Here is a 17,811-nt window from a genome sequence, read left to right on the forward strand (position 1 = left end):
ACGAAGTGGGGTGGGCGGTCACGATCCCGCGGCAGCCAGTGCAGTCACGACGCGCGATGCGGTGGGGTGTCCGATTTGCTGGGTCATCCAGATCGACGTGTCAGTCAAGGCGTCGAGATCGATACCGGTCGTGATGCCGAGCCCGTGCAGCATCCAGAGCAGGTCCTCGGTGGCCAGGTTGCCGGTCGCACCCCTTGCGTAGGGGCAGCGCCCGAGACCGCCTGCGGCGCTGTCGAATTCGGTGATACCGGCTTGTAGAGAGGCGTAGACGTTCGTGAGGGCTTGGCCGTAGGTGTCGTGGAAGTGCATGGACAGCACCGAAACATCGATGCCGGTGGCCAGGACGGAGGCAAGCATGTCGTGCACGTGGCCCGGGGTTGCGACACCGATGGTGTCCCCCAGCGACAGCGTGCTCACCCCCATCCGAATCAGACGTTCGGCCACTGCGGCGACTTGGGAAGAGGAGACCTGGCCTTCCCAGGGGTCTCCGAACACCATGGAGATGTATCCGCGGACGGGTAGTCCCGCGGCGAGGGCACCGCGGACGACCGGCTCGGCTGCCGCGAGTGCACCGTCGATGGTGGTGTTGAGGTTCTTCGAGGCAAAGGTCTCGGTTGCGCTGACGAAGACCGCAACCTCGCGGGCGCCGGCGGCGAGCGCTCGATCCAATCCGCGTTGATTCGGTGCCAGAACGACCTGGCGCACATCGGCGGGTAGCGAGACGTCTGCCATGAGTTGCTCGGCGTCGGCGAGCTGTGGGATCCATTTCGGTGATACGAAGCTCGTCAATTCGATGGTGGAAACCCCGGCTGCGACGAGGCGTCGGCAGAACTCGGCCTTGACGTCGGTGGGGACGAGTTCCGTTTCCGCTTGCAATCCATCGCGCGGTCCGACCTCGTAGATGCGAACTTCCGACGGGAGACCGGCCGCGGCGACCGGGAAGGGTGCCGGCGCCCAGAGCTTGTCAGTGTTGGACGTCATGCTCGGTTGCCGCCGCGGATTTCCGAGAGCACCTTTTCCGCGTGCTCGACACGAATGGTCCGGTCGTCGATCAGCCGCTTGACTACGAGGTCCAGTTCTCCGCTGGTAGCGCCCGCAGTCGCGGCGACCGTGCGGGCGTGCAAGCTCATATGCCCGCGCTGGATGCCTTCAGCGGCCAGGGCGCGGCAGGCGCCGAGGTTCTGCGCGAGGCCGACGGCGGCGATGACTTGGGCGAGTTCGCCGGCGGTGGTCACGCCGAGGATCTTCACAGCAGTCTGTGCAGCGGGGTGGACTTTCGTGGCGCCGCCGACTAGGCCGACTGCCATGGGTACTTCCAGAGTGCCGGAGAGGTGTCCGTCTGCAGTCTTCTCGAAGTGCGAGAGCGCGGTGTACCGCCCGTCTGAGCCGACTGCGTGCGAGTGGCAGCCGGCTTCGACTGCGCACGTGTCGTTTCCGGTGGCGAGTACGGCAGCGGTGATGCCGTTCATGATGCCTTTGTTGTGCGTGGCGGCGCGGTAGGGATCGGCCTCGGCGAACGCGGAAGCGTGCACGATGTTGTCGACGACCTCGTCGCCGCCGAGTAGATCCTTGTCGAACACAGCTCGCACACGCACGATGCGATGGTCGGCCTTGTTGGTGAGGATGCGCAGCAGTGAACGTCCGCCGGCGATCTCTGCGAGGCGAGGGGCTATGGCTTCGGCCATGGTGTTGACCGCATTGGCGCCCATGGCATCCCTGACATCGACGACTAGGTGCACGATGACGTGTGTTCCGGTGCGCGTCGGAAGGACACGGACGGCGAGATCGAGCGCGCCTCCACCGAACTTGACCAGCGTCGGATCCTGGGTGTTGGCCAGATCGATGATTTCGCTACGGGCCTCGAGAACTCGGAACCGGGCAGCTTCCGGGTCGGGGGTGTTCAGAAGCTGAATCTGGGCTTGCATGACCGAGCCGGTGTCGGAGGTGAAGAACCCTCCGTGGCCTCGGGCCATGCGCGCGGCATTACTCGCTGCAGCGACGACGGACGGTTCTTCGGTGGCCATGGGCACGAGATAGTCGCGGCCGTTGACGGTGAAGTTGGTGGCGATACCGACGGGGATACCCATCACGCCGATGACGTTTTCGATCATGTGGTCGGCGTGCTCGACGTCGAGGCCGTTACCCGGCTCTAGCACCTCGAATGCCTCGGGCTCGAGGCCTGTGCGCTCGGCGACCACGGCCCGACGATCCTGGACTGTGGAGTCCTTGAGTCCGGGGATTCGGCTGTTGTCGGTCACTGTGTCCTCCGCGTGGTGCTGGCCGCCCGCGCGTAGCAGGACGGCGATTTCGTGTGCGAGCCATCACGCTACGCAGATGATGTAACCCACGACATGTATAAAAATCATGTCATTGTGACCGAATGATGTGTGATTCACACATCTCACGGGATGTTGAACCCTCTCTACAGCTGGTCGGCTTACTCCTCGGGAGGGCGGAACGTGCGCCGCGAAAGATATCGAAGTTCGTCGAGCCGCACTGCGGTCGAGATCCGAAACAGGTGCTCGTCCTGTCTCCAGTCTTCCCCGAGAAGTACTTTGAGTCGATCGAGGCGCTGCAGGATGGTGTTGGTGTGGTAGCTCATTGCCCGTGCGGTCTTGGTGGGGCTTGCTTCGTTGCGCACGAATGCGCGCAGCGTCGCGACGAGATCGCTGCGATGTGACCGGTCGTACTCGATCACGGCACCGATGGTGTCATCGATGAAATCGTGGAGCGCCTCGGGATTGGATCCGAACATGGCCATGTAAGGCGCGTAGGACTGCGTGGTGACGGCAGCGTCGGCGACGCCGAGGGCATCGAGCAGAGTTGCTGTGCGTTGGCCTGTTTCGAACCGCACTGCGAAGTCGTCGATGGTCCGGACTGCAGGTGTTGCCACGACCAGAATCGGAGAGGCTACGGATGCTTCGAGGTGGGTCTTGAGCTCTCGAGCCGAACGCAGCGGTTCGGCACTGGCGATGACGGCGGCGATGACGCCGAGGTGCTCACCCACCAAGCCGGCGCCGTCGAAGTACCCAGCGACGGATTTCTCGGTGGCTGTGCGCTGATCGGGGGAGACCACGATGATCAGCACTGTGTCGAGTTGGGCCAGGACGATCTGGTGGCTTCGAGCGCGGCGGTCGAGGTCGCGGCGGCGTTCCGGTGCGGGGTCGAAGAGGTCTCCGATCAGCTCCCCGCGCACTCTTCGGTTGGCGTCGGCAACCGCGTTCTGTTGCAGAACCAACAGTGCGGCGACCTGGGCGGCGCGTTCGATCGTGCGGTCGTCGACCGGCCCCAGTTCCAGCTCCCCGGTGCTCAGCAAGACGGCGCCGAAGAACAATTCGCCGGCGGTGATTGCGGCGACCACTTCGATGGTCGACGACGCCGAGTCGCTGACGTGGCAACAATGCCCGGTGGAGCGGCTGGTGGAGATCGCCGACTGCACTGCGGGGGACAGGTGCATGCTGTCGATTCCGCTCGGCGTCGCCGAGGACGATGCGACCGGAAATGCCTCCGCGTCGATGATGGTGACGGTCCGGGCAAGTGCGGTGGACAGTGTCTCGGCGACTTGTGGAAATCCGCCGCCGAGGAGAACGGCGTGGACGAGTTCTTGGTGAACGATGTTCGACCGGTCTCTGACTTCGAGATATGCAGTCAGATCTTCGAGTGCGCGCCGTGCCTCGTCCTCGGACCTGCGTAGCTGCGTCAACGTATTCGCAGTCTGCAAGATGACCGATGCATGATCTGCCAACGCGGACAGGAGGGCTGTTTCTTCCGGCGAGAACTCATGCTGCTGTCGGGTCGCCGCGAAGAGAACGCCCAATACCCGCCCGTCCGACAACATCGGAACTCCAAGGATGGAGATGATTCCCTCCGCAGACACCGCGTCATCGATGTTGTGTTCGTGTATGCCCTCTATGTACTCGCTGTAGATCGGAACCCACTGTGCAGCTCGTGAATCAGCGATACGGCTTGCCAGACCCATACCTGCCGGAACGAGCAGGTTCTGAAACTCCGGGGTGACGGATCCAACTGTCTGGCGTACACGCAGATTTCGGGTGGAGGTGTCGAACTCGGACAAGTAGGTGACGTCGGTGCCCATCATGTCGTGCGCTCGGTTCACCAGACGCGTGAGGAGCGCGTCGATGTCGCGCACTTCGGCGAGCTCGCGGGCGCTCGAGAACAGGGCGGCGAGTTCGTGTTCTCGTCGCCGCAGCCGCGATATCTCGTCGCGGCTGCGCCGGACTCGGTTCATGATGTCGAGCTGTTGGGCTCCGATAACCCCGAGGTCTGCCAGCCCGTCCCGGACGTCGATGTCGTTCACGCCGCGGCTCGCCGAAGCCGCGTCCAGTACCGCCCCTATGGTCTGCGCCGCGTCCTCAGCCTTCATGCCCTACAGACTGCCCTCTGACGAGTTCGAACAAGTACCCAACCCGATGCTTGCCGGTCAGCGGGCACCCCCGACGTGCAGATCGGCGATCTCGAGTGCTCCGGTTCGAACGGCACCGGCGACGTTGGGGTTGGAGCTGGCGGCCGTGCAGCACAGTAATGTTCGCCGTTCGTCGCCGATCAATCCGACGGCGAAGCACGGCTGTGATGTGGTGACGATGTCGGTGACGATACCGGTGAGGACGTCGATCCGGACGACACGAGAATTGACTGGGTCGGACACCCAGATTCCGTCTGAACTGTCGATGCAGATGCCGTCGGGCAGAATCGGTCCGTCGATTCCGAGGGACGACATGTCCACCAGAGTGCGCTGGTCGGTAAGGGTGCCGTCGTCCGTGATGGTGAACGCGGTCAGGCACGCACCTACGGTCTCGGCGATCACCAGGGTGCCATCACTCAGTTGCACAGTGCCGTTCGGGAAACGCAGTCCTGTAGCGGCGAGGTGGACACTCCCATCGGGATCGACTCTGGCCAGGTCAGCGGTGGGAGGGTCGGCGTTCGGGCCGAAGAGGGGGTCGGCGTCGGGATCAGCGGCCAGTTCGGCGTAGAAGTCGAACCCGAACGAGCCGACCCACGCACGTCCGCTCGAATCGACGAGCATGTCGTTGGCTGCCCCGCGGGCAATAGGGGACAGGTCGGCATGGACACGGGTCCGCCCATCCGGATCGACCGCCAGGAGACGCGCGTCTCGCATGGAGACGACAAGCATGGTTCCGTCAGGGAGCCATCCCATACCCGAAGGTTGGCCAGTGACGTCGGCCGCGACAGTGGTCGTCCAGGTCGACGGATCAACCCGCAAGAGCTTATGGGCGTAGAAGTCGGAGATGTACAGGTGTCCGTCCGGTCCGATGGACGGCGACTCGGCGAAGTGTAGTCCAGTCAGGACCGTTGTCGTCGACCTGTGTGTAGTTGTCGCGCTCATGTCGTTCACGTCCCGTTCATTCGTTAAGTGTCGCACTCGATGTTGCCTGTCCTCATTGGGCGATTGCTTCCAGACTCGCTCCGGGTGCAACTCTGCGCATACCCATTGCGCAGGCAGCTGCGACCAGTGGGCAGATCACCAGCCAGATGAGAAGTGTTGCAGTGTAGCCGATTCCGGCAAACAGGCGCGGTCCGGCCAGTGCAGCGGCAACGAAACCGACCCATTCCATTCCTGCGACAAGATTGGCCCCCGTCGCCCTGACACGGGTCGGAAAGACTTCGGCAGCGAATCCTGCTGCGGCCGTGATGTGGCCGATGGTGAAGAAATAGACGCCCGAGTAGAAGATGGTCAGCAGCACGACATTGGTTCCTTGGAACGCCAGCAGTCCGCCGGCCACCGCGCCGAGAGTCAGCCACAATGCTGCAGCTTCTCGGCGACCGATCCGGTCACCGACGTAGGCGCAGAGGTAGTAGCCCACTGCCGCCAGACCGGTCGCTACGGCCGACGAGATGTAGGTGTGCTCCAGAGATACTCCGAAGTGGCTGTACACCGACGGCAGGTAGCTGAGAATTCCGGCAACACCGAAGGCGTACACGAGGTGCCAGATCGCGGCGAGGATGGCCGAGCGACGTAGATCGGGGGCCAGCAGCTGTACGAATCGGATGCGGCGCTGTTGGGGCGCAGCCTTTTCCGCCGCGGCCTCGGCGCGGAAGCGTTCGGTCTCGTCGACGCTGCGCCGCGCCCACAACATCAAGAACACGGGAATCACACCGATGACGAAGAGCAGGCGCCACCCGAAGTGGGGGACAATCAGGAAGGAAAGGAGCGATCCCGCGAAAAAGCCTAGAGGATAACCAATTTGCGCCAAACCGATCAATCGGCCACGGGCTTTGGCAGGCGCCTCTTCGGCAACCATGACCTGCCCCGCCATCCATTCGGTGGTGGCACCTGCCTGGGTGATACCACGGGCGAACAGAAGGATGAGGAATCCGCCTGCACCGGCGGTGATCAAGCTGCCTGCCGCTGCAGCGAACATGCAGAGCTGGAAAATCGGCTTGCGTCCGAAGCGGTCCATGAACGGCCCCGACAATATAGTCGAGATGGCGCCGACGGCATAGATAATGGCGTACAGATTACCGATGTCATCGTCCGACAGTCCCAGATCCGCCTGGATCAAGGGGTAATTCAAGTTGAACAAGCTGCCATCCATGTTGACCAACAGCCACCCGCCCAGCGACAGCAGAGTCACCTGCCACGCGCGGCGATTCACACCACGTATCAGGAATCCGGGTTTGTCTACAGGAGGGACGCTCTCAGTCGAGTGCGCGGTGGTGATAAGTAGATCCTTGTCCATCTCGGGGCCTTCTTCTGGTGCGGCGTCCCACTGGTTGCCCTGAGGAGCGCGATTGCTGTGTCGCACGACCACCCACTGCGGGTGTGCGCAGATCAGAGTATTTGCAGCGTGAGACTGAAAACACAGTGTGACAGCATGCTATTGGGCCGGCAAAATGTGTTGTCACCATATTGATTTACTAGATGTTTACATATTTCGGTTCGCTTCGGGTAGTGCCTAACGGTGCGGTATGCGCCATCAGCGCTTGGTCCCACCGGCCGACGCTATGTGCTGCCGCGGGCGGGAATTGCCTGCCAGGTTCCAGGGGTACAGGTTCTTCGAACGAGGACCGGGCCCGCACCGCCATAGACGGCAGCGTCGTTCAGCGACGGCAGCGAACTGACGCTGCACGGACGTTCGCTGCTGTTTGTGCGCAATGTCGGTCACCTGATGACTTCCGATGCCATCCTGGGCACTGACGGCAACGAGGTTCCCGAAGGCTTCCTCGACGCCCTCTTCGCCTCGCTCGCGGGTCTGCACTCGCTGACCGAGGGCATTATTTGGTGAGTATCTATAAAAACAGCGTCGTTCTCGGTCGCCATCAAAGTTACGGCTCATTCGTCGCTTGAGGTCAGAGAATGGGGCGGAAGGTTGCCAATGGTCACTTCAGGAACGACGGGCCAAGGGAGTTGTACTTCAGCTTGCGGGAGGAAATCATTGCGCAATACCCGGGATACACGACGGAACAGAAAAGGTGATGGTGGCGGGTGTCGGTGTCACAGGATCCGCCGCCGTTCTGCTTGCTATTTCGACCGCTTGTCCGTCCGAAGCCATCGCGGTCCGTGTTCGTTCAGCACAGTCCGAGGCGCTCGCTGTCCGCGAAGTTCGGTGTCACGAGGGTGTCACAAGTGGGTACATTCGTCCCTGGACGGCATTGGCCGAAGATGAACGAAAAGCGTTGCAATGCAACGAAAAGATGCGTCCATGTGCGTGCGCTTGGATCCACTTCTAGGGACTTAAAATCCGCACAGTGTCGGTTCGAGTCCGACTGGGGGCACTGGAGTCCGTATAGATCCAGATTTCTCGACCGAGACAGTAGTTTTCGCGTGCCGCTTTCTACGTCGTTCTCGGGTGTTCAGGAACGTGCATTGTGATCACGGCGTGGGTTCGAAGCCTCCACTCGGGCACTCTCGCTCCGAGGGTTGGTGGACACTCGACTGCCGCAGCAGTGATTCTCCGCCACTGTTTCTGAAGTGCACGTGGATGCGCCAAGGCTATTGGGGGCGCGATGGCAGGAATACTGCTGCGATGACGGCGCCGACTGCTGTGACTGTTGCTGCGACGTAGGAGCCTGCGGTGAGGCCGTCGAGAAATGCGGTGTTGGCAGCGGTGGTGATTGCGTCCGCTGTGGATGAATCGCCCGCTGCGCGTATCTGTTCGGAGGCGATGACGGCGACGCCTATGGAGTCTTGTACGGCGGATGTGGCGTCGTCGGGCAGGTTCGATGTTGTGTCGGAGGAGGTCAGGCCGGAGGTGTACAGCGAGGCGTAGACGCTGCCGATGACCGCGACGCCGAGGGTGCCGCCCACTTCTCGGGTGGCGTCGTTCATGCCGGAGCCGATGCCTGCTTTCTCTTTCGGGACGGCGCCCATGATGGCTTCGGTCGCCGGTGCCGATGTCAGGCCTAGTCCGAGTCCGAGGGGAATCATCTGACCGGCGATTTCGAGGTAGCTGGTGGCGGTGCTGAGCGTGGAGATCCATGCGAAAGCCGAGGTGAACAGGATCAGGCCGACGGAGACGACGATCTTGTTGCCGATGCGCACTGCCAGGACGGTGCCGAGGACGGAGCCGACAGCGATCGATGCTGCGACGGGTATGAACTTGAGGCCTGTCTCCAATGGACCGTATCCGCGTACGAGTTGGAAGTACTGCGATATGAGGAATATGAAGCCGAACAGTGCGAAGTAGGCGAAGGTGACCGACGCGCTTGCGGCGGTGAATCGCATATTGGCGAATAGGGTGACGTCGATCATCGGGTCGTTGTGATTGCGTTCCCACAACACGAGAGCGACGAAGAACGCGGCTGCGAGGGCGAATCCTGCCAATGAGGCGATACTGGCCCAGCCGTGTTCGGGGGCTTCGATGACGGTGTAGACGAGGGTGCCGACGGCGAGCACGGACAGGACGAGGCCGCCGACGTCGATGCGCGGTGTGCTCGGGTCACGAGAGGTCGTCACGATGACGAGCACTGCGGTGATGGCTCCCAGGGCTGCGACGGCTAGTGCCAGGAAGACGCTGCCCCACCAGTAGTGTTCGAGTAGCCAGCCGCCGAGGATCGGTCCACCTGCGACGCCGACCCCGGTTGTTGCGCCCCAAATTCCGATCGCTTTCGCTTTGGCTGCTCGTTCGGTGAAGACGTTCGAGAGGATGGACAGAGTCGTGGGGTACACGAATGCGGCTCCGAGGCCCATCAGGGCTTGCCAGGCGATCAACTGCGCCGCGCTGTCGGCGAACGAGGCCCCTACTGCTCCGCCGCCGAAGATCGACAGGCCGAGGATGAGGGCGCCTTTGCGGCCGTAGCGGTCACTGAGGCTGCCGAATGCGAGGACGAAAGTCGCGAACAGGAGATTGTAGGCATCGACGATCCATTGGAGCTGTCGGTTGTCGGCGCGCAGTTCGAGTGCCAGAGAGGGGAGCGCGACGTTGATGGCGGTTGTGGCGAGGCTGATGGCCAGCGTCGCCGAGCACAGCACGATCAGTACCGGTAGGCGGGAGGGGGCTCGCAGTTGCAGTGGGGAGGTCACCGCTTGATTATTTCAAGTACAAGGTTCAGAAAGTCAAGTGTAAGCTTCGATCGTGAAGTCCTACGGTGAATTCTGTGCACTCGCTCGCGGTCTCGATGTAGTGGGTGATCGATGGACGATGTTGGTGGTGCGGGAGTTGCTGATCGGGCCGAGCAGATATTCGGACTTGCATCGGTCCCTGCCTGGTATTGCCACGAATCTGCTGGTTCAGCGGCTTCGCAGTTTGGAAGAAGCGGGAGTTGTGGTGTCCACCGAGGAGGCGGCGCCGGTGTCGTCGCGGGTCTACTCGTTGACCGAATGGGGTCGAGGTTTGCAGGCGCCGTTGGTCGAACTCGCCAGGTGGGCGTCGCCGCTCATGTCCGCGGGTGCGGGCGCGGACCACAGCCGCGGTCGGTGGCTTGTGTTCTCGGTCATGGCGCTGTTTCCCAAGCCCGATGCCCTCCCTGCGAAGAAGCGGTTTCCGACGGTCACTGCGCGCATCGACGCGGATGGTGAAAGCGTGCTTGTGACGTCGGACGTGTCGGGAGTGAACGCGACTGTCACCTGTTCTGGTGCGCCCGCTGATGTCACCGTGACCGGAACGTCGGAACAGGTTTTCGCGACGCTGTCGGGTTCGACCGCGCGGCGCTCGCAGGCTGTGGTGTCTGGACCGGAAATCAAAGTCGGACTGCTACGTCAGCTGACGGCGCTCGCTCTGACGGCATAGCCTGCGTCACCGCGTCGCGTCTCGCGCGACGAGTCCGATAGCGTGGCGAGCATGTCGTCGAGCGAGCGGAAGACGTTGTCCTGCATGGACTCGCGCGGTGAGTGCGGGTCGGTCACTCGAGCCTGATCTCGGCGCGTTGTGCCGGACTTCATGACGGTGATGCGTGCGAAGCGAGTTCTACTGCTCGTGGGATCACGTTGTGGCGAAACCCGATTCGGTCGGTGATGGGACGGATGAGTCCGGGTATGCGGGCGGCGAGGGCGTTCGAGCGGGTGGGGACGATCATGTCGGATCGATTCTCGATTCCCGTCACCGCGGCGGCGACGACGGTGTCCAGCGGGATCATCTTGAACAGGCCCGCGCGGTTGCCGCCCCATAATGTGGTGGCGACTGGATCCGTTTGCACGGCGTCCATCATCGGTGTCTGGAAGAACGTCGGGTGAAGGCTTCCGACCCCGACGCCGTGGTGACGCAGTTCGAGCCGAGTCGCGTCGCACAGCGCCCAGACGCCCGCTTTGCTTGCGACGTACGGGCCGTTCAGTGGCGAGTGGACGAAGGCGGCCATCGAGGAGATTGCCAGTAGATATCCGCGCCGCTCGACGACATGGGGCAGCGATGCTTTGAACGTTCGCCAGACTCCACTGAGGTTGACGTCGATGATTCGTTCCCACAGGGCAGGGTCCATCGATTCGAGCGGTTGCACAGCGGCGATGCCCGCGTTGGCGATCACAACATCGATTCGCCCGAAATGTCGGGCCGCCGAGCCGATCGCCGACTGGATGCTGTCGAGGTCGGTGACGTCCACGGCCCACCCCCGGGCAACGGCCGCCGGGCCGAGAGTGCGAGCTTGTAGGGCTGCCGCGTCGCCGTCCAGGTCGAGAAGGGCCAGATTGGCGCCGCGGGAGCGCAGTGTTGTCGCCAGGGCGGAACCGAGTCCGCCGGTCGATCCTGTGATGACGACGGTGCGGCCGGCCAGGTTGTAGTCGATCACGCTCGTGTGCCTTTCATGTCGGTGTCATTCGTTGCGGTGACGGGAACGTGTCGACCCAGGAAGTCGAGCTGGTCGGCGATGTTGCGCTCGAAATCGGCACCGACGTAGATGTCGAAGTGGCCGGCGTCGTAGAGCTTTATCTCCGCGCGCGAAGAGCGTGCGGCGTACCGCTGGGTCGGGATCGGCGGTGCAACGCTGTCGCGCTCGCAGATGGCGTAGAAGATCGGGCACTTCACCTTGCTCGCACTGCGTCCCGGGAAATGGCGGACGATGTCGAGTCCGAATCGAGCTGCGACGTCTCGGCGTACGTCCAGGCCCGGTGGGATCAGCGCAGTGATACCGGCAGCGCTGTCCGGACTGGTCATGAGCGCGGTCGACCCAGGAGGGCCGTAGGTGTCGATCATCACCGGCGGTCGGCCGAACTTGGCTCCGACGGCATCACGCACCGCGCGACCGGTCACTTTCGCGGCGACGGGGAGGGGGATGGCTCGTGCTGCGGCGAGGCCGTCGGTGAACGGGCACTGAGTGATCACTGCCGCGACATCGGGGTTCCGTGCTGCGGTGACGATGACGTGTCCGCCGCCGAAGGAGGTTCCCCACAACACGATGCGGGCGGGGTCGACGGTGTCCAGGGTGCGCGCACGGGCGATTGCAGCGTCCCAATCGCTCAGTTGCATTTCGATGTCGAGAAGTTGACGTGGCTCGCCGGTGCTTTCACCGAAGTGGCGGTAGTCGAAAACGAGGCACAGGTAGCCCATGGCGGTGAACCGTCGAGCGAAGGCGTCGAGTCCCATCTCCTTGATTCCCCCGAGGCCGTGGCCCATCACGATGATCGGACGGCTGCTGCCGCCTTGGTGGGGTTCGTCGGTCGGTGTGTACAACCAGGCGGCGCACTGGCCGTCGCCGGACGGAAATCGGTGGTCGGTGCGTGTCATAGGCACACAATATGTAAGTGGTTCCAAAAATGGAAGTAGTTCCATGAATTGAATGGGCTACAGTTACGCGGTGATGGCCGAAACAGGAACGACGCGCACTCAACGGCGCGCAGCTGCCAACCGCCGGTCGGTGCTGGAGGCCGCACGCGGCATCATCGCTGCTCATGGCGTCGGCGCGCTCACACTCGAGGCGGTAGCCGAGCAGGCGGATGTTGCCGTACAGACCATCTACAACCGTGTCGGGGGCCGTTCGGCGCTACTCACCGCAGTGGCGGAGGAGGCGCTCGACGAAAGTCGCGTCTACATGGACGCTGCGTACGAATCGGAAGGGACGGTCGAGGAACGCCTCCTGCTTGTCGCCGCCGCCTACGCACGGTTCGCGCGAGAACGTCCTCACGAATTCCGGATTCTGGTCGAACCGCCCGATGAATCCGACGCTGTCGAGCGGATCGCAGCGCTCACCCAGGCTCAGAACGCCCGCCTCGCCGGGGTCCTCCGAGAGGGCGCCCGCTCCGGATCGATCAGAGCCGACTTGGATCCGGACGACCTCGCCACCACTCTGTGGGCGGCGTTGAACGGTCTGCTCTCGCTCGCTTGGCGACCGGGAAACCTGGGAGCCGATCCGACGACGATCGACAGGCTCCTCGCCGTCTACCTCATGGCCGTTCGCGACGGGCTACGGGATCACGACCCGAGCTAGAAACTCCCGGCGCACGATCCATTGCGGCGGCTGCGGCGTACGTGCGCGCCCTACCGGTGTCGAGGGCGGGGCAGTAGCGCGAACGCATTTTCGGCGATCGATGTCATCCGGGCGGGGCTGTGGCCATGCGCGCCAACCACATCGAGTCCGCGGACGATGCTGATCAGAAGGTAGGCGAGGTCGTCGGGGTCCGCGTCGGCGTCGATGTCGCCGTGGCGTTGGGCGGCTCGCACACATTCGGATACAGCGGTCACCATCGTCGAGAAGCAGGCGCTGGCAACGCGTTCCAGTTCGGGGTCGGAGCTGCCCAGCTCGAGGGCCATTTTGGCGGCAAAGCACGCCGCCGCTGCTCGGTCGGGCGCGGGCGGAACGTCGGCAGCAAGGGGGACACCGTTGACGGCGCGCAACAGGAATTGATGCAGCCGTTCCAGGGCGCCGTCGTCCGGGCCGGCGAGCGCCTTGGGGACGAAATGCGCCAGCCGAGCGGAGTATCCGGACATGGCGTGGAGCAACACGCCATGCTTGCCGTCGAACGCGGCGTACAAGCTGCCGCGGCCCAGGCCGGTAGCGGCGCTGATGTCGTCGACACTCGTGCCGTTGTAGCCAGTGATGCGGAACTGGCGCTCCGCGGCATTGAGGACGTGTTCTCGGTCGAACGTTCGTGGTCGTGCCATACCTCGAAGGTAGGCCGCGCCCGAGTAATTGACAAATCAGTACAGAACGTCTTACGTTATGGAACATTGAGTACATAACCAATTGCGGGGGCCGGGCCAGGACGTGGCACGGTCCACGCGCTGGCTGACCGCATCGGCCTCTGTACCGATTCGCGACTTCACGTGTTTTCGACCGCCCGATACGCACTCTCAACCGACCGGCCCGCAGATTCGGACCCCTCGACCTCAGGAGCTACTGATGCCCTTACTTGCGAAAACACCCGTCACGGATATGTCGGCGCCCTACCCGCGGCGGTGGTGGGCTCTGCTGGTGCTGTGTCTGAGCCTGCTGATTACCGTCATGGCGAACACGTCGCTGATCGTCGCTGCCCCCGATCTGACCGCAGATCTGGGCCTGAGCAGTAGCGATCTGCAGTGGGTCGTCGATGGGTACACCGTTCCGTACGCAGCGCTCATGCTGGTGCTGGGCTCGATCGGGGACAAATACAGTCGGCGTGGCGCGCTGGTGCTGGGGCTGTCGGTGTTCGCCGGTGGTTCGGTGATCGGCAGCATGGTCGACGAGACCACGATGCTGATCGCAGCCCGGGCGATCATGGGCATCGGAGCCGCCGTCGTGATGCCGGCCACGCTGTCACTGCTGGTTGCGACGTTCCCCCGCGACGAACGAGGCAAGGCCGTCACCGCATGGGCCGCAACATCCGGGGTGGCGGTCGCTGCCGGACCCCTGGTCTCGGGCTGGTTGCTGGAGGACCACGGTTGGGGTTCGACGTTCTTGATCAACGTCCCGATCGCCGTCCTCGCCATCGTTGCAGCGCTCGTCCTGGTTCCGCCGTCGAAGGCCGAGAACATGGGCCGCATCGACTACGTGGGTGGTCTGCTGTCCATCGTCACCCTCGGCTCCTTGATCTACGGCGCCATCGAGGGTCCGCATTCGGGTTGGGGCGCAGGCCCCGTCGCGGCCATCGTCGTGGCCGGTGTCGGTCTGGCCGCGTTCGTTGCCTGGGAACTGCGTCATCCGCACCCGATGCTGAACGTCCGAAAATTCGCGCTGCGGCCGTTCACAGGTTCGATGCTCGCGGTGCTGGTCTTCTTCTTCGGAATGTTCGCGGTGCTCTACTATTCGACGCAATTTCTGCAGTTCGTCCTCGGGTACGACGCTCTGGCTACGGGCGTACGGCTGCTGCCGTTGGGTGCCGCTGTTTTTCTGGGATCCGCGATCACCGGGAAGTTCACCCCTCAGTTGGGGGTCAGGGCAATGGTCGTGGGCGGATTGATCATCGGCACAGCAGGGATGTTCCTGCTCACCAGGGTCGACGAGGGCTCGACGTACATCCACTTCCTCACGCCGTTGCTGATGCTGGGCTTGGCCCTCGGCGTGAGCATCGCGCCGGCGACCGACACGATTATGGGGACTTTCCCCGAATCCGAACTGGGCGTCGCAGGAGGTGCCAACGACACCGCGCTCGAACTGGGCGGGGCGCTGGGCATCGCAGTGCTGGGATCGGTGCTGGGGACCGCATACCGCGACGAACTGACCGACCTGGCGGCAGATCGGCTTCCTGCCGACGCGATGGAGATCGCCAAGGACTCGGTCGGTGGTGGATTGGCGGTCGCAGAGCAGGTCGCACAGAGTTCCGCTGCCGGACCCGAGACCGCCCGAGCAATCGTCGAGGCCGTCCAACAGTCCTTCGCGTACGCCGTCTCCCACACCAGCCTCATCGGTGGAATCGTCATGGCCACCGGAACCGTGCTCGTCCTCGCTGCTCTACCGGGCCGACGGCCCTTCACGCCCACGAGCGTCGGGGCTCGTACCGAGAGCACTGCGACCGCTCGCCCAACCGACTTGACGCCCACCACACCAGACAGAGGGTGACCCTGGATATGTCGAACAACCGAAAGCAGGAAACCATGACCGCTACGACACCGAGTGACAACAGTGATGCCGTTGCCGAGGAAATCGTCGACGTGGTGGTGATCGGCGGTGGCGCCGCGGGGCTCAACGGAGCACTGATCCTCGCTCGTTCCCGGCGCTCGGTCGTCGTGATCGACAGCGGATCCCCGCGCAATGCACCTGCACTGTCGATGCACGGGTTCATCGTCCTGGACGGAATGGCGCCGCAGGAGATTCTCCGCCGGGGCCGAGAGCAGGTGCGCCAGTACGGCGGCCTCGTCGTCCACGGAGAGGTGGTGGTAGCCGAGCCTGCGCTCCCGTCCGCGGACGGGGACCTGCGTTTCACTGTGACTCTCACCGACGGTCGAACCATCACTGCTCGCCGCATTCTGATCGCCACCGGACTCACCGACGTGTTGCCGGAATTGCCCGGGCTGGCCGAACACTGGGGCGACAGTGTGCTGCATTGTCCGTACTGCCACGGCTGGGAGGTGCGCGACTTGCCCATCGGCATCCTCGCCACCGGCCCGGTATCGATCGTTCACACGTTCCTGTTCCGCCAGCTGACCGAGGACCTGATTTATTTCACCCAGGGCACCGACCTCGACGACGAAGACCGTAATCGTTTCGCAGCCCGCGGTGTTCGCATCGTCGACACTCCTGTCACCGAGATCGTCGACGACGACAACGGTGCGCTCGCCGGGCTGCGACTGGCCGACGGACAGATCGTGGCCCGGAGTGTGGTGGCCGTACTCGCACAACTTCGAGCCCGCACCCAGGGACTGGATGGTCTGGGCCTGCCGATGCATGAACCGCCGAACATAGGTCTCGGTTTCGCCTCCGGCATCGCCGGCGTTACCGAAGTGCCGGGTGTGTGGGTGGCCGGGAACGCCACCGACCTGACTGCCCAGGTCGGCCCCTCGGCAGCGGCCGGTGCACTGGCCGGCGCGGACATCAACAGAATGTTGGCCATCGCCGACACCGATGCTGCCCTGCACGAGAAACGCCGGGAAGCTTGACGACTCGCACGCTGTCTACAGCTACTCACGGCACAGTTCGACGCAGTTGAGCCGGGATTCGCGTGAACTCCAGCCGAGGTTGAGTTGGCTCGGGCGGGGTATGTGTCGGCATGGACGATTCCCCCGATACACATGCGGACGGTGATTCCGGGGCCGATCAATCCACCCCGGTGTTCCAGCCGCCTCGACTCCGAACCAAGGACGATCGTGCCGCAACGCGGCTGGAGCTGTTCTTCGATCTCGCTTATGTGCTGGTTGTCCATCAGCTCGCGATCGGCTTGAAGGACGATCTGGGATGGCACGGGGTAGCGGTGTTCACCGGACTGTTCGCGGTCACGTGGTGGTCGTGGGTGACAACTACGTTGTATGCCAACCGATTCGACACGAACGACGTTCTCTATCGGGTACTCAAACTCGCCGCGACGTTCGCGGTCGCGGTGATGGCGGCGAGTGCGACGACGGCCGTCGGTGGTAGCGGCACTGTCGCGTTCGGCATCGGATACATCGCGACCCGAGTGCTTCTCGCCGGGCTCTACTTCCGTGCGTGGCGCCATATCGCCGACGTACGGACCACCATCGATCTCTATCTCGCGGCGACGGTCATCAGCATCGTGCTCTGGACGATTTCGCTGTTCGTCCCGTCGCCGCTCACCTACGTCCTGTGGGCCGTGGGCATCGCCGTCGAGGCGGCGGCTCCGTTCGCGGCGACTCGGTGGGGTCAAAATGTGCCGCTACATCTAGATCACCTTCCGGAACGCTTCGGACTCTTCGTCATTCTCGTCCTGGGTGAATCGGTGTCGGCCGTCGTGCTCGGCATGCGCGACACTTCGTGGGCCTGGTCGTCTTTGTCGGTGGCAGCGTTGGGGTTCACCATTGCGGCTGCCGTGTGGTGGATGTACTTCGACATCGCCGGTGCGGAAGCCAAGTTCGAAATCCAGGACGACGATCGGGCGGTGGAAAGCGGCCGCGCCGACGGGTATGTCTACGGGCACCTTCCCGTCGTTCTGGGGGTCGCTCTGCTCGGTGTGGGGATTCAGCAGTATGTCCTGCATCCCGTCGGAGAACTCACCGACGCGGGCCGCTGGATACTGTGCGGCGGAGTCGTCCTGTTCATCGTCGGGATCTGTTCCATCCTCGGGTGGAGCTCGGGTGATTGGAAGACTGTGATGCCGTGGCCGGGGCTGGCGATCCCTGCCGTCCTGGCGGTGGGTGCCGTGGACAACGCACTCCCGTTCGCATCGGCCGTCGTGCTGGCTGTCGGTGCCATCGTTGCCGTCGTCACGGGGATCGTCCGGCGTCAGCGAAGTCCGATCGAAACAACGGAAACCTGACGCGCCAGTGCCGACGCGGGACGTCCACTCGATGGTGACGATCGTCTCTGACCGGAATGCGC

The 17,811-nt window shown here is 63.5% G+C and carries 14 protein-coding genes; 5 read left to right on the forward strand and 9 right to left on the reverse strand.

What is annotated here, in order from left to right:
- Positions 1-18: 18 nt before the first annotated feature.
- The 6 genes from ACFULT_RS08260 to ACFULT_RS08285 all read right to left on the reverse strand — a co-directional run bounded on the left by ACFULT_RS08260 (position 19) and on the right by ACFULT_RS08285 (position 9,502).
- Complete coding sequence (locus ACFULT_RS08260) at positions 19-981, reverse strand: hydroxymethylglutaryl-CoA lyase (RefSeq protein WP_378481183.1); 963 nt, start codon at positions 979-981, stop codon at positions 19-21.
- On the reverse strand, positions 978-2,258 hold the full coding sequence (locus ACFULT_RS08265; protein WP_378481184.1) for a hydroxymethylglutaryl-CoA reductase, degradative: 1,281 nt from the start codon (positions 2,256-2,258) through the stop codon (positions 978-980). Before ACFULT_RS08265 ends, ACFULT_RS08260 begins: the two co-directional genes overlap by 4 nt.
- A 179-nt stretch (positions 2,259-2,437) precedes the next feature.
- Positions 2,438-4,384 carry a helix-turn-helix domain-containing protein gene (locus ACFULT_RS08270; RefSeq protein WP_378481185.1) on the reverse strand — a complete coding sequence of 649 codons (1,947 nt, stop codon included), beginning with the start codon at positions 4,382-4,384 and terminating at the stop codon, positions 2,438-2,440.
- Positions 4,385-4,441: 57 nt separating this feature from the next.
- Positions 4,442-5,365 (reverse strand): SMP-30/gluconolactonase/LRE family protein, encoded by a 924-nt coding sequence (locus ACFULT_RS08275; protein ID WP_378481186.1) that lies wholly within the window; start codon positions 5,363-5,365, stop codon positions 4,442-4,444.
- Between the two features lie 52 nt (positions 5,366-5,417).
- On the reverse strand, positions 5,418-6,785 hold the full coding sequence (locus ACFULT_RS08280; RefSeq protein WP_378481187.1) for an MFS transporter: 1,368 nt from the start codon (positions 6,783-6,785) through the stop codon (positions 5,418-5,420).
- 1,187 nt (positions 6,786-7,972) lie between these two features.
- On the reverse strand, positions 7,973-9,502 hold the full coding sequence (locus ACFULT_RS08285) for an MFS transporter (RefSeq protein ID WP_378481188.1): 1,530 nt from the start codon (positions 9,500-9,502) through the stop codon (positions 7,973-7,975).
- Between the two features lie 52 nt (positions 9,503-9,554).
- On the opposite strand from ACFULT_RS08285, the gene ACFULT_RS08290 reads away from it, so the two are divergent.
- Positions 9,555-10,208 (forward strand): winged helix-turn-helix transcriptional regulator, encoded by a 654-nt coding sequence (locus tag ACFULT_RS08290; protein ID WP_378481189.1) that lies wholly within the window; start codon positions 9,555-9,557, stop codon positions 10,206-10,208.
- 148 nt (positions 10,209-10,356) lie between these two features.
- On the opposite strand, the gene ACFULT_RS08295 is transcribed toward ACFULT_RS08290, so the two are convergent.
- Together ACFULT_RS08295 and ACFULT_RS08300 are read right to left on the reverse strand one after the other, a co-directional pair.
- On the reverse strand, positions 10,357-11,199 hold the full coding sequence (locus ACFULT_RS08295) for an SDR family NAD(P)-dependent oxidoreductase (protein WP_378481190.1): 843 nt from the start codon (positions 11,197-11,199) through the stop codon (positions 10,357-10,359).
- On the reverse strand, positions 11,196-12,134 hold the full coding sequence (locus ACFULT_RS08300; protein ID WP_378481191.1) for an alpha/beta hydrolase: 939 nt from the start codon (positions 12,132-12,134) through the stop codon (positions 11,196-11,198). The genes ACFULT_RS08295 and ACFULT_RS08300 overlap by 4 nt, the downstream gene beginning before the upstream one ends.
- A gap of 73 nt (positions 12,135-12,207) precedes the next feature.
- On the opposite strand from ACFULT_RS08300, the gene ACFULT_RS08305 reads away from it, so the two are divergent.
- A complete protein-coding gene (locus tag ACFULT_RS08305) occupies positions 12,208-12,834 on the forward strand; it encodes a TetR/AcrR family transcriptional regulator (protein WP_378481360.1) in 627 nt (208 codons plus the stop codon).
- A gap of 50 nt (positions 12,835-12,884) precedes the next feature.
- Here ACFULT_RS08305 and ACFULT_RS08310 read toward each other — a convergent pair whose 3' ends face one another.
- The gene (locus ACFULT_RS08310) at positions 12,885-13,508 is read right to left on the reverse strand and encodes a TetR/AcrR family transcriptional regulator (protein WP_378481192.1); all 624 of its coding nucleotides are present in this window, start codon (positions 13,506-13,508) and stop codon (positions 12,885-12,887) included.
- 238 nt (positions 13,509-13,746) lie between these two features.
- On the opposite strand from ACFULT_RS08310, the gene ACFULT_RS08315 reads away from it, so the two are divergent.
- From ACFULT_RS08315 to ACFULT_RS08325, 3 genes are all read left to right on the forward strand, one after another.
- Positions 13,747-15,381 carry an MFS transporter gene (locus ACFULT_RS08315; protein WP_378481193.1) on the forward strand — a complete coding sequence of 545 codons (1,635 nt, stop codon included), beginning with the start codon at positions 13,747-13,749 and terminating at the stop codon, positions 15,379-15,381.
- A gap of 35 nt (positions 15,382-15,416) precedes the next feature.
- Positions 15,417-16,418 carry an NAD(P)/FAD-dependent oxidoreductase gene (locus ACFULT_RS08320; protein WP_378481194.1) on the forward strand — a complete coding sequence of 334 codons (1,002 nt, stop codon included), beginning with the start codon at positions 15,417-15,419 and terminating at the stop codon, positions 16,416-16,418.
- A 110-nt stretch (positions 16,419-16,528) separates the two neighbouring features.
- Positions 16,529-17,749, forward strand: a complete 1,221-nt coding sequence (locus ACFULT_RS08325; RefSeq protein WP_378481195.1) for a low temperature requirement protein A — start codon at positions 16,529-16,531, stop codon at positions 17,747-17,749.
- The last annotated feature ends 62 nt before the right edge of the window (positions 17,750-17,811 follow it).

The sequence above is a fragment of the Rhodococcus sp. NPDC057297 genome (assembly GCF_042667435.1).
Classification (GTDB): Bacteria; Actinomycetota; Actinomycetes; order Mycobacteriales; family Mycobacteriaceae; genus Rhodococcoides.

Excerpts from the sequence above, each read along its gene's own strand:
- ACFULT_RS08260 (WP_378481183.1), bottom strand. The coding sequence starts at position 981 with ATGACGTCCAACACTGACAAGCTCTGGGCGCCGGCACCCTTCCCGGTC.
- ACFULT_RS08315 (WP_378481193.1), top strand. The coding sequence starts at position 13,747 with ATGCCCTTACTTGCGAAAACACCCGTCACGGATATGTCGGCGCCCTAC.
- ACFULT_RS08320 (WP_378481194.1), top strand. The coding sequence starts at position 15,417 with ATGACCGCTACGACACCGAGTGACAACAGTGATGCCGTTGCCGAGGAA.
- ACFULT_RS08275 (WP_378481186.1), bottom strand. The coding sequence starts at position 5,365 with ATGAGCGCGACAACTACACACAGGTCGACGACAACGGTCCTGACTGGA.
- ACFULT_RS08310 (WP_378481192.1), bottom strand. The coding sequence starts at position 13,508 with ATGGCACGACCACGAACGTTCGACCGAGAACACGTCCTCAATGCCGCG.
- ACFULT_RS08300 (WP_378481191.1), bottom strand. The coding sequence starts at position 12,134 with ATGACACGCACCGACCACCGATTTCCGTCCGGCGACGGCCAGTGCGCC.
- ACFULT_RS08270 (WP_378481185.1), bottom strand. The coding sequence starts at position 4,384 with ATGAAGGCTGAGGACGCGGCGCAGACCATAGGGGCGGTACTGGACGCG.
- ACFULT_RS08325 (WP_378481195.1), top strand. The coding sequence starts at position 16,529 with ATGGACGATTCCCCCGATACACATGCGGACGGTGATTCCGGGGCCGAT.
- ACFULT_RS08305 (WP_378481360.1), top strand. The coding sequence starts at position 12,208 with ATGGCCGAAACAGGAACGACGCGCACTCAACGGCGCGCAGCTGCCAAC.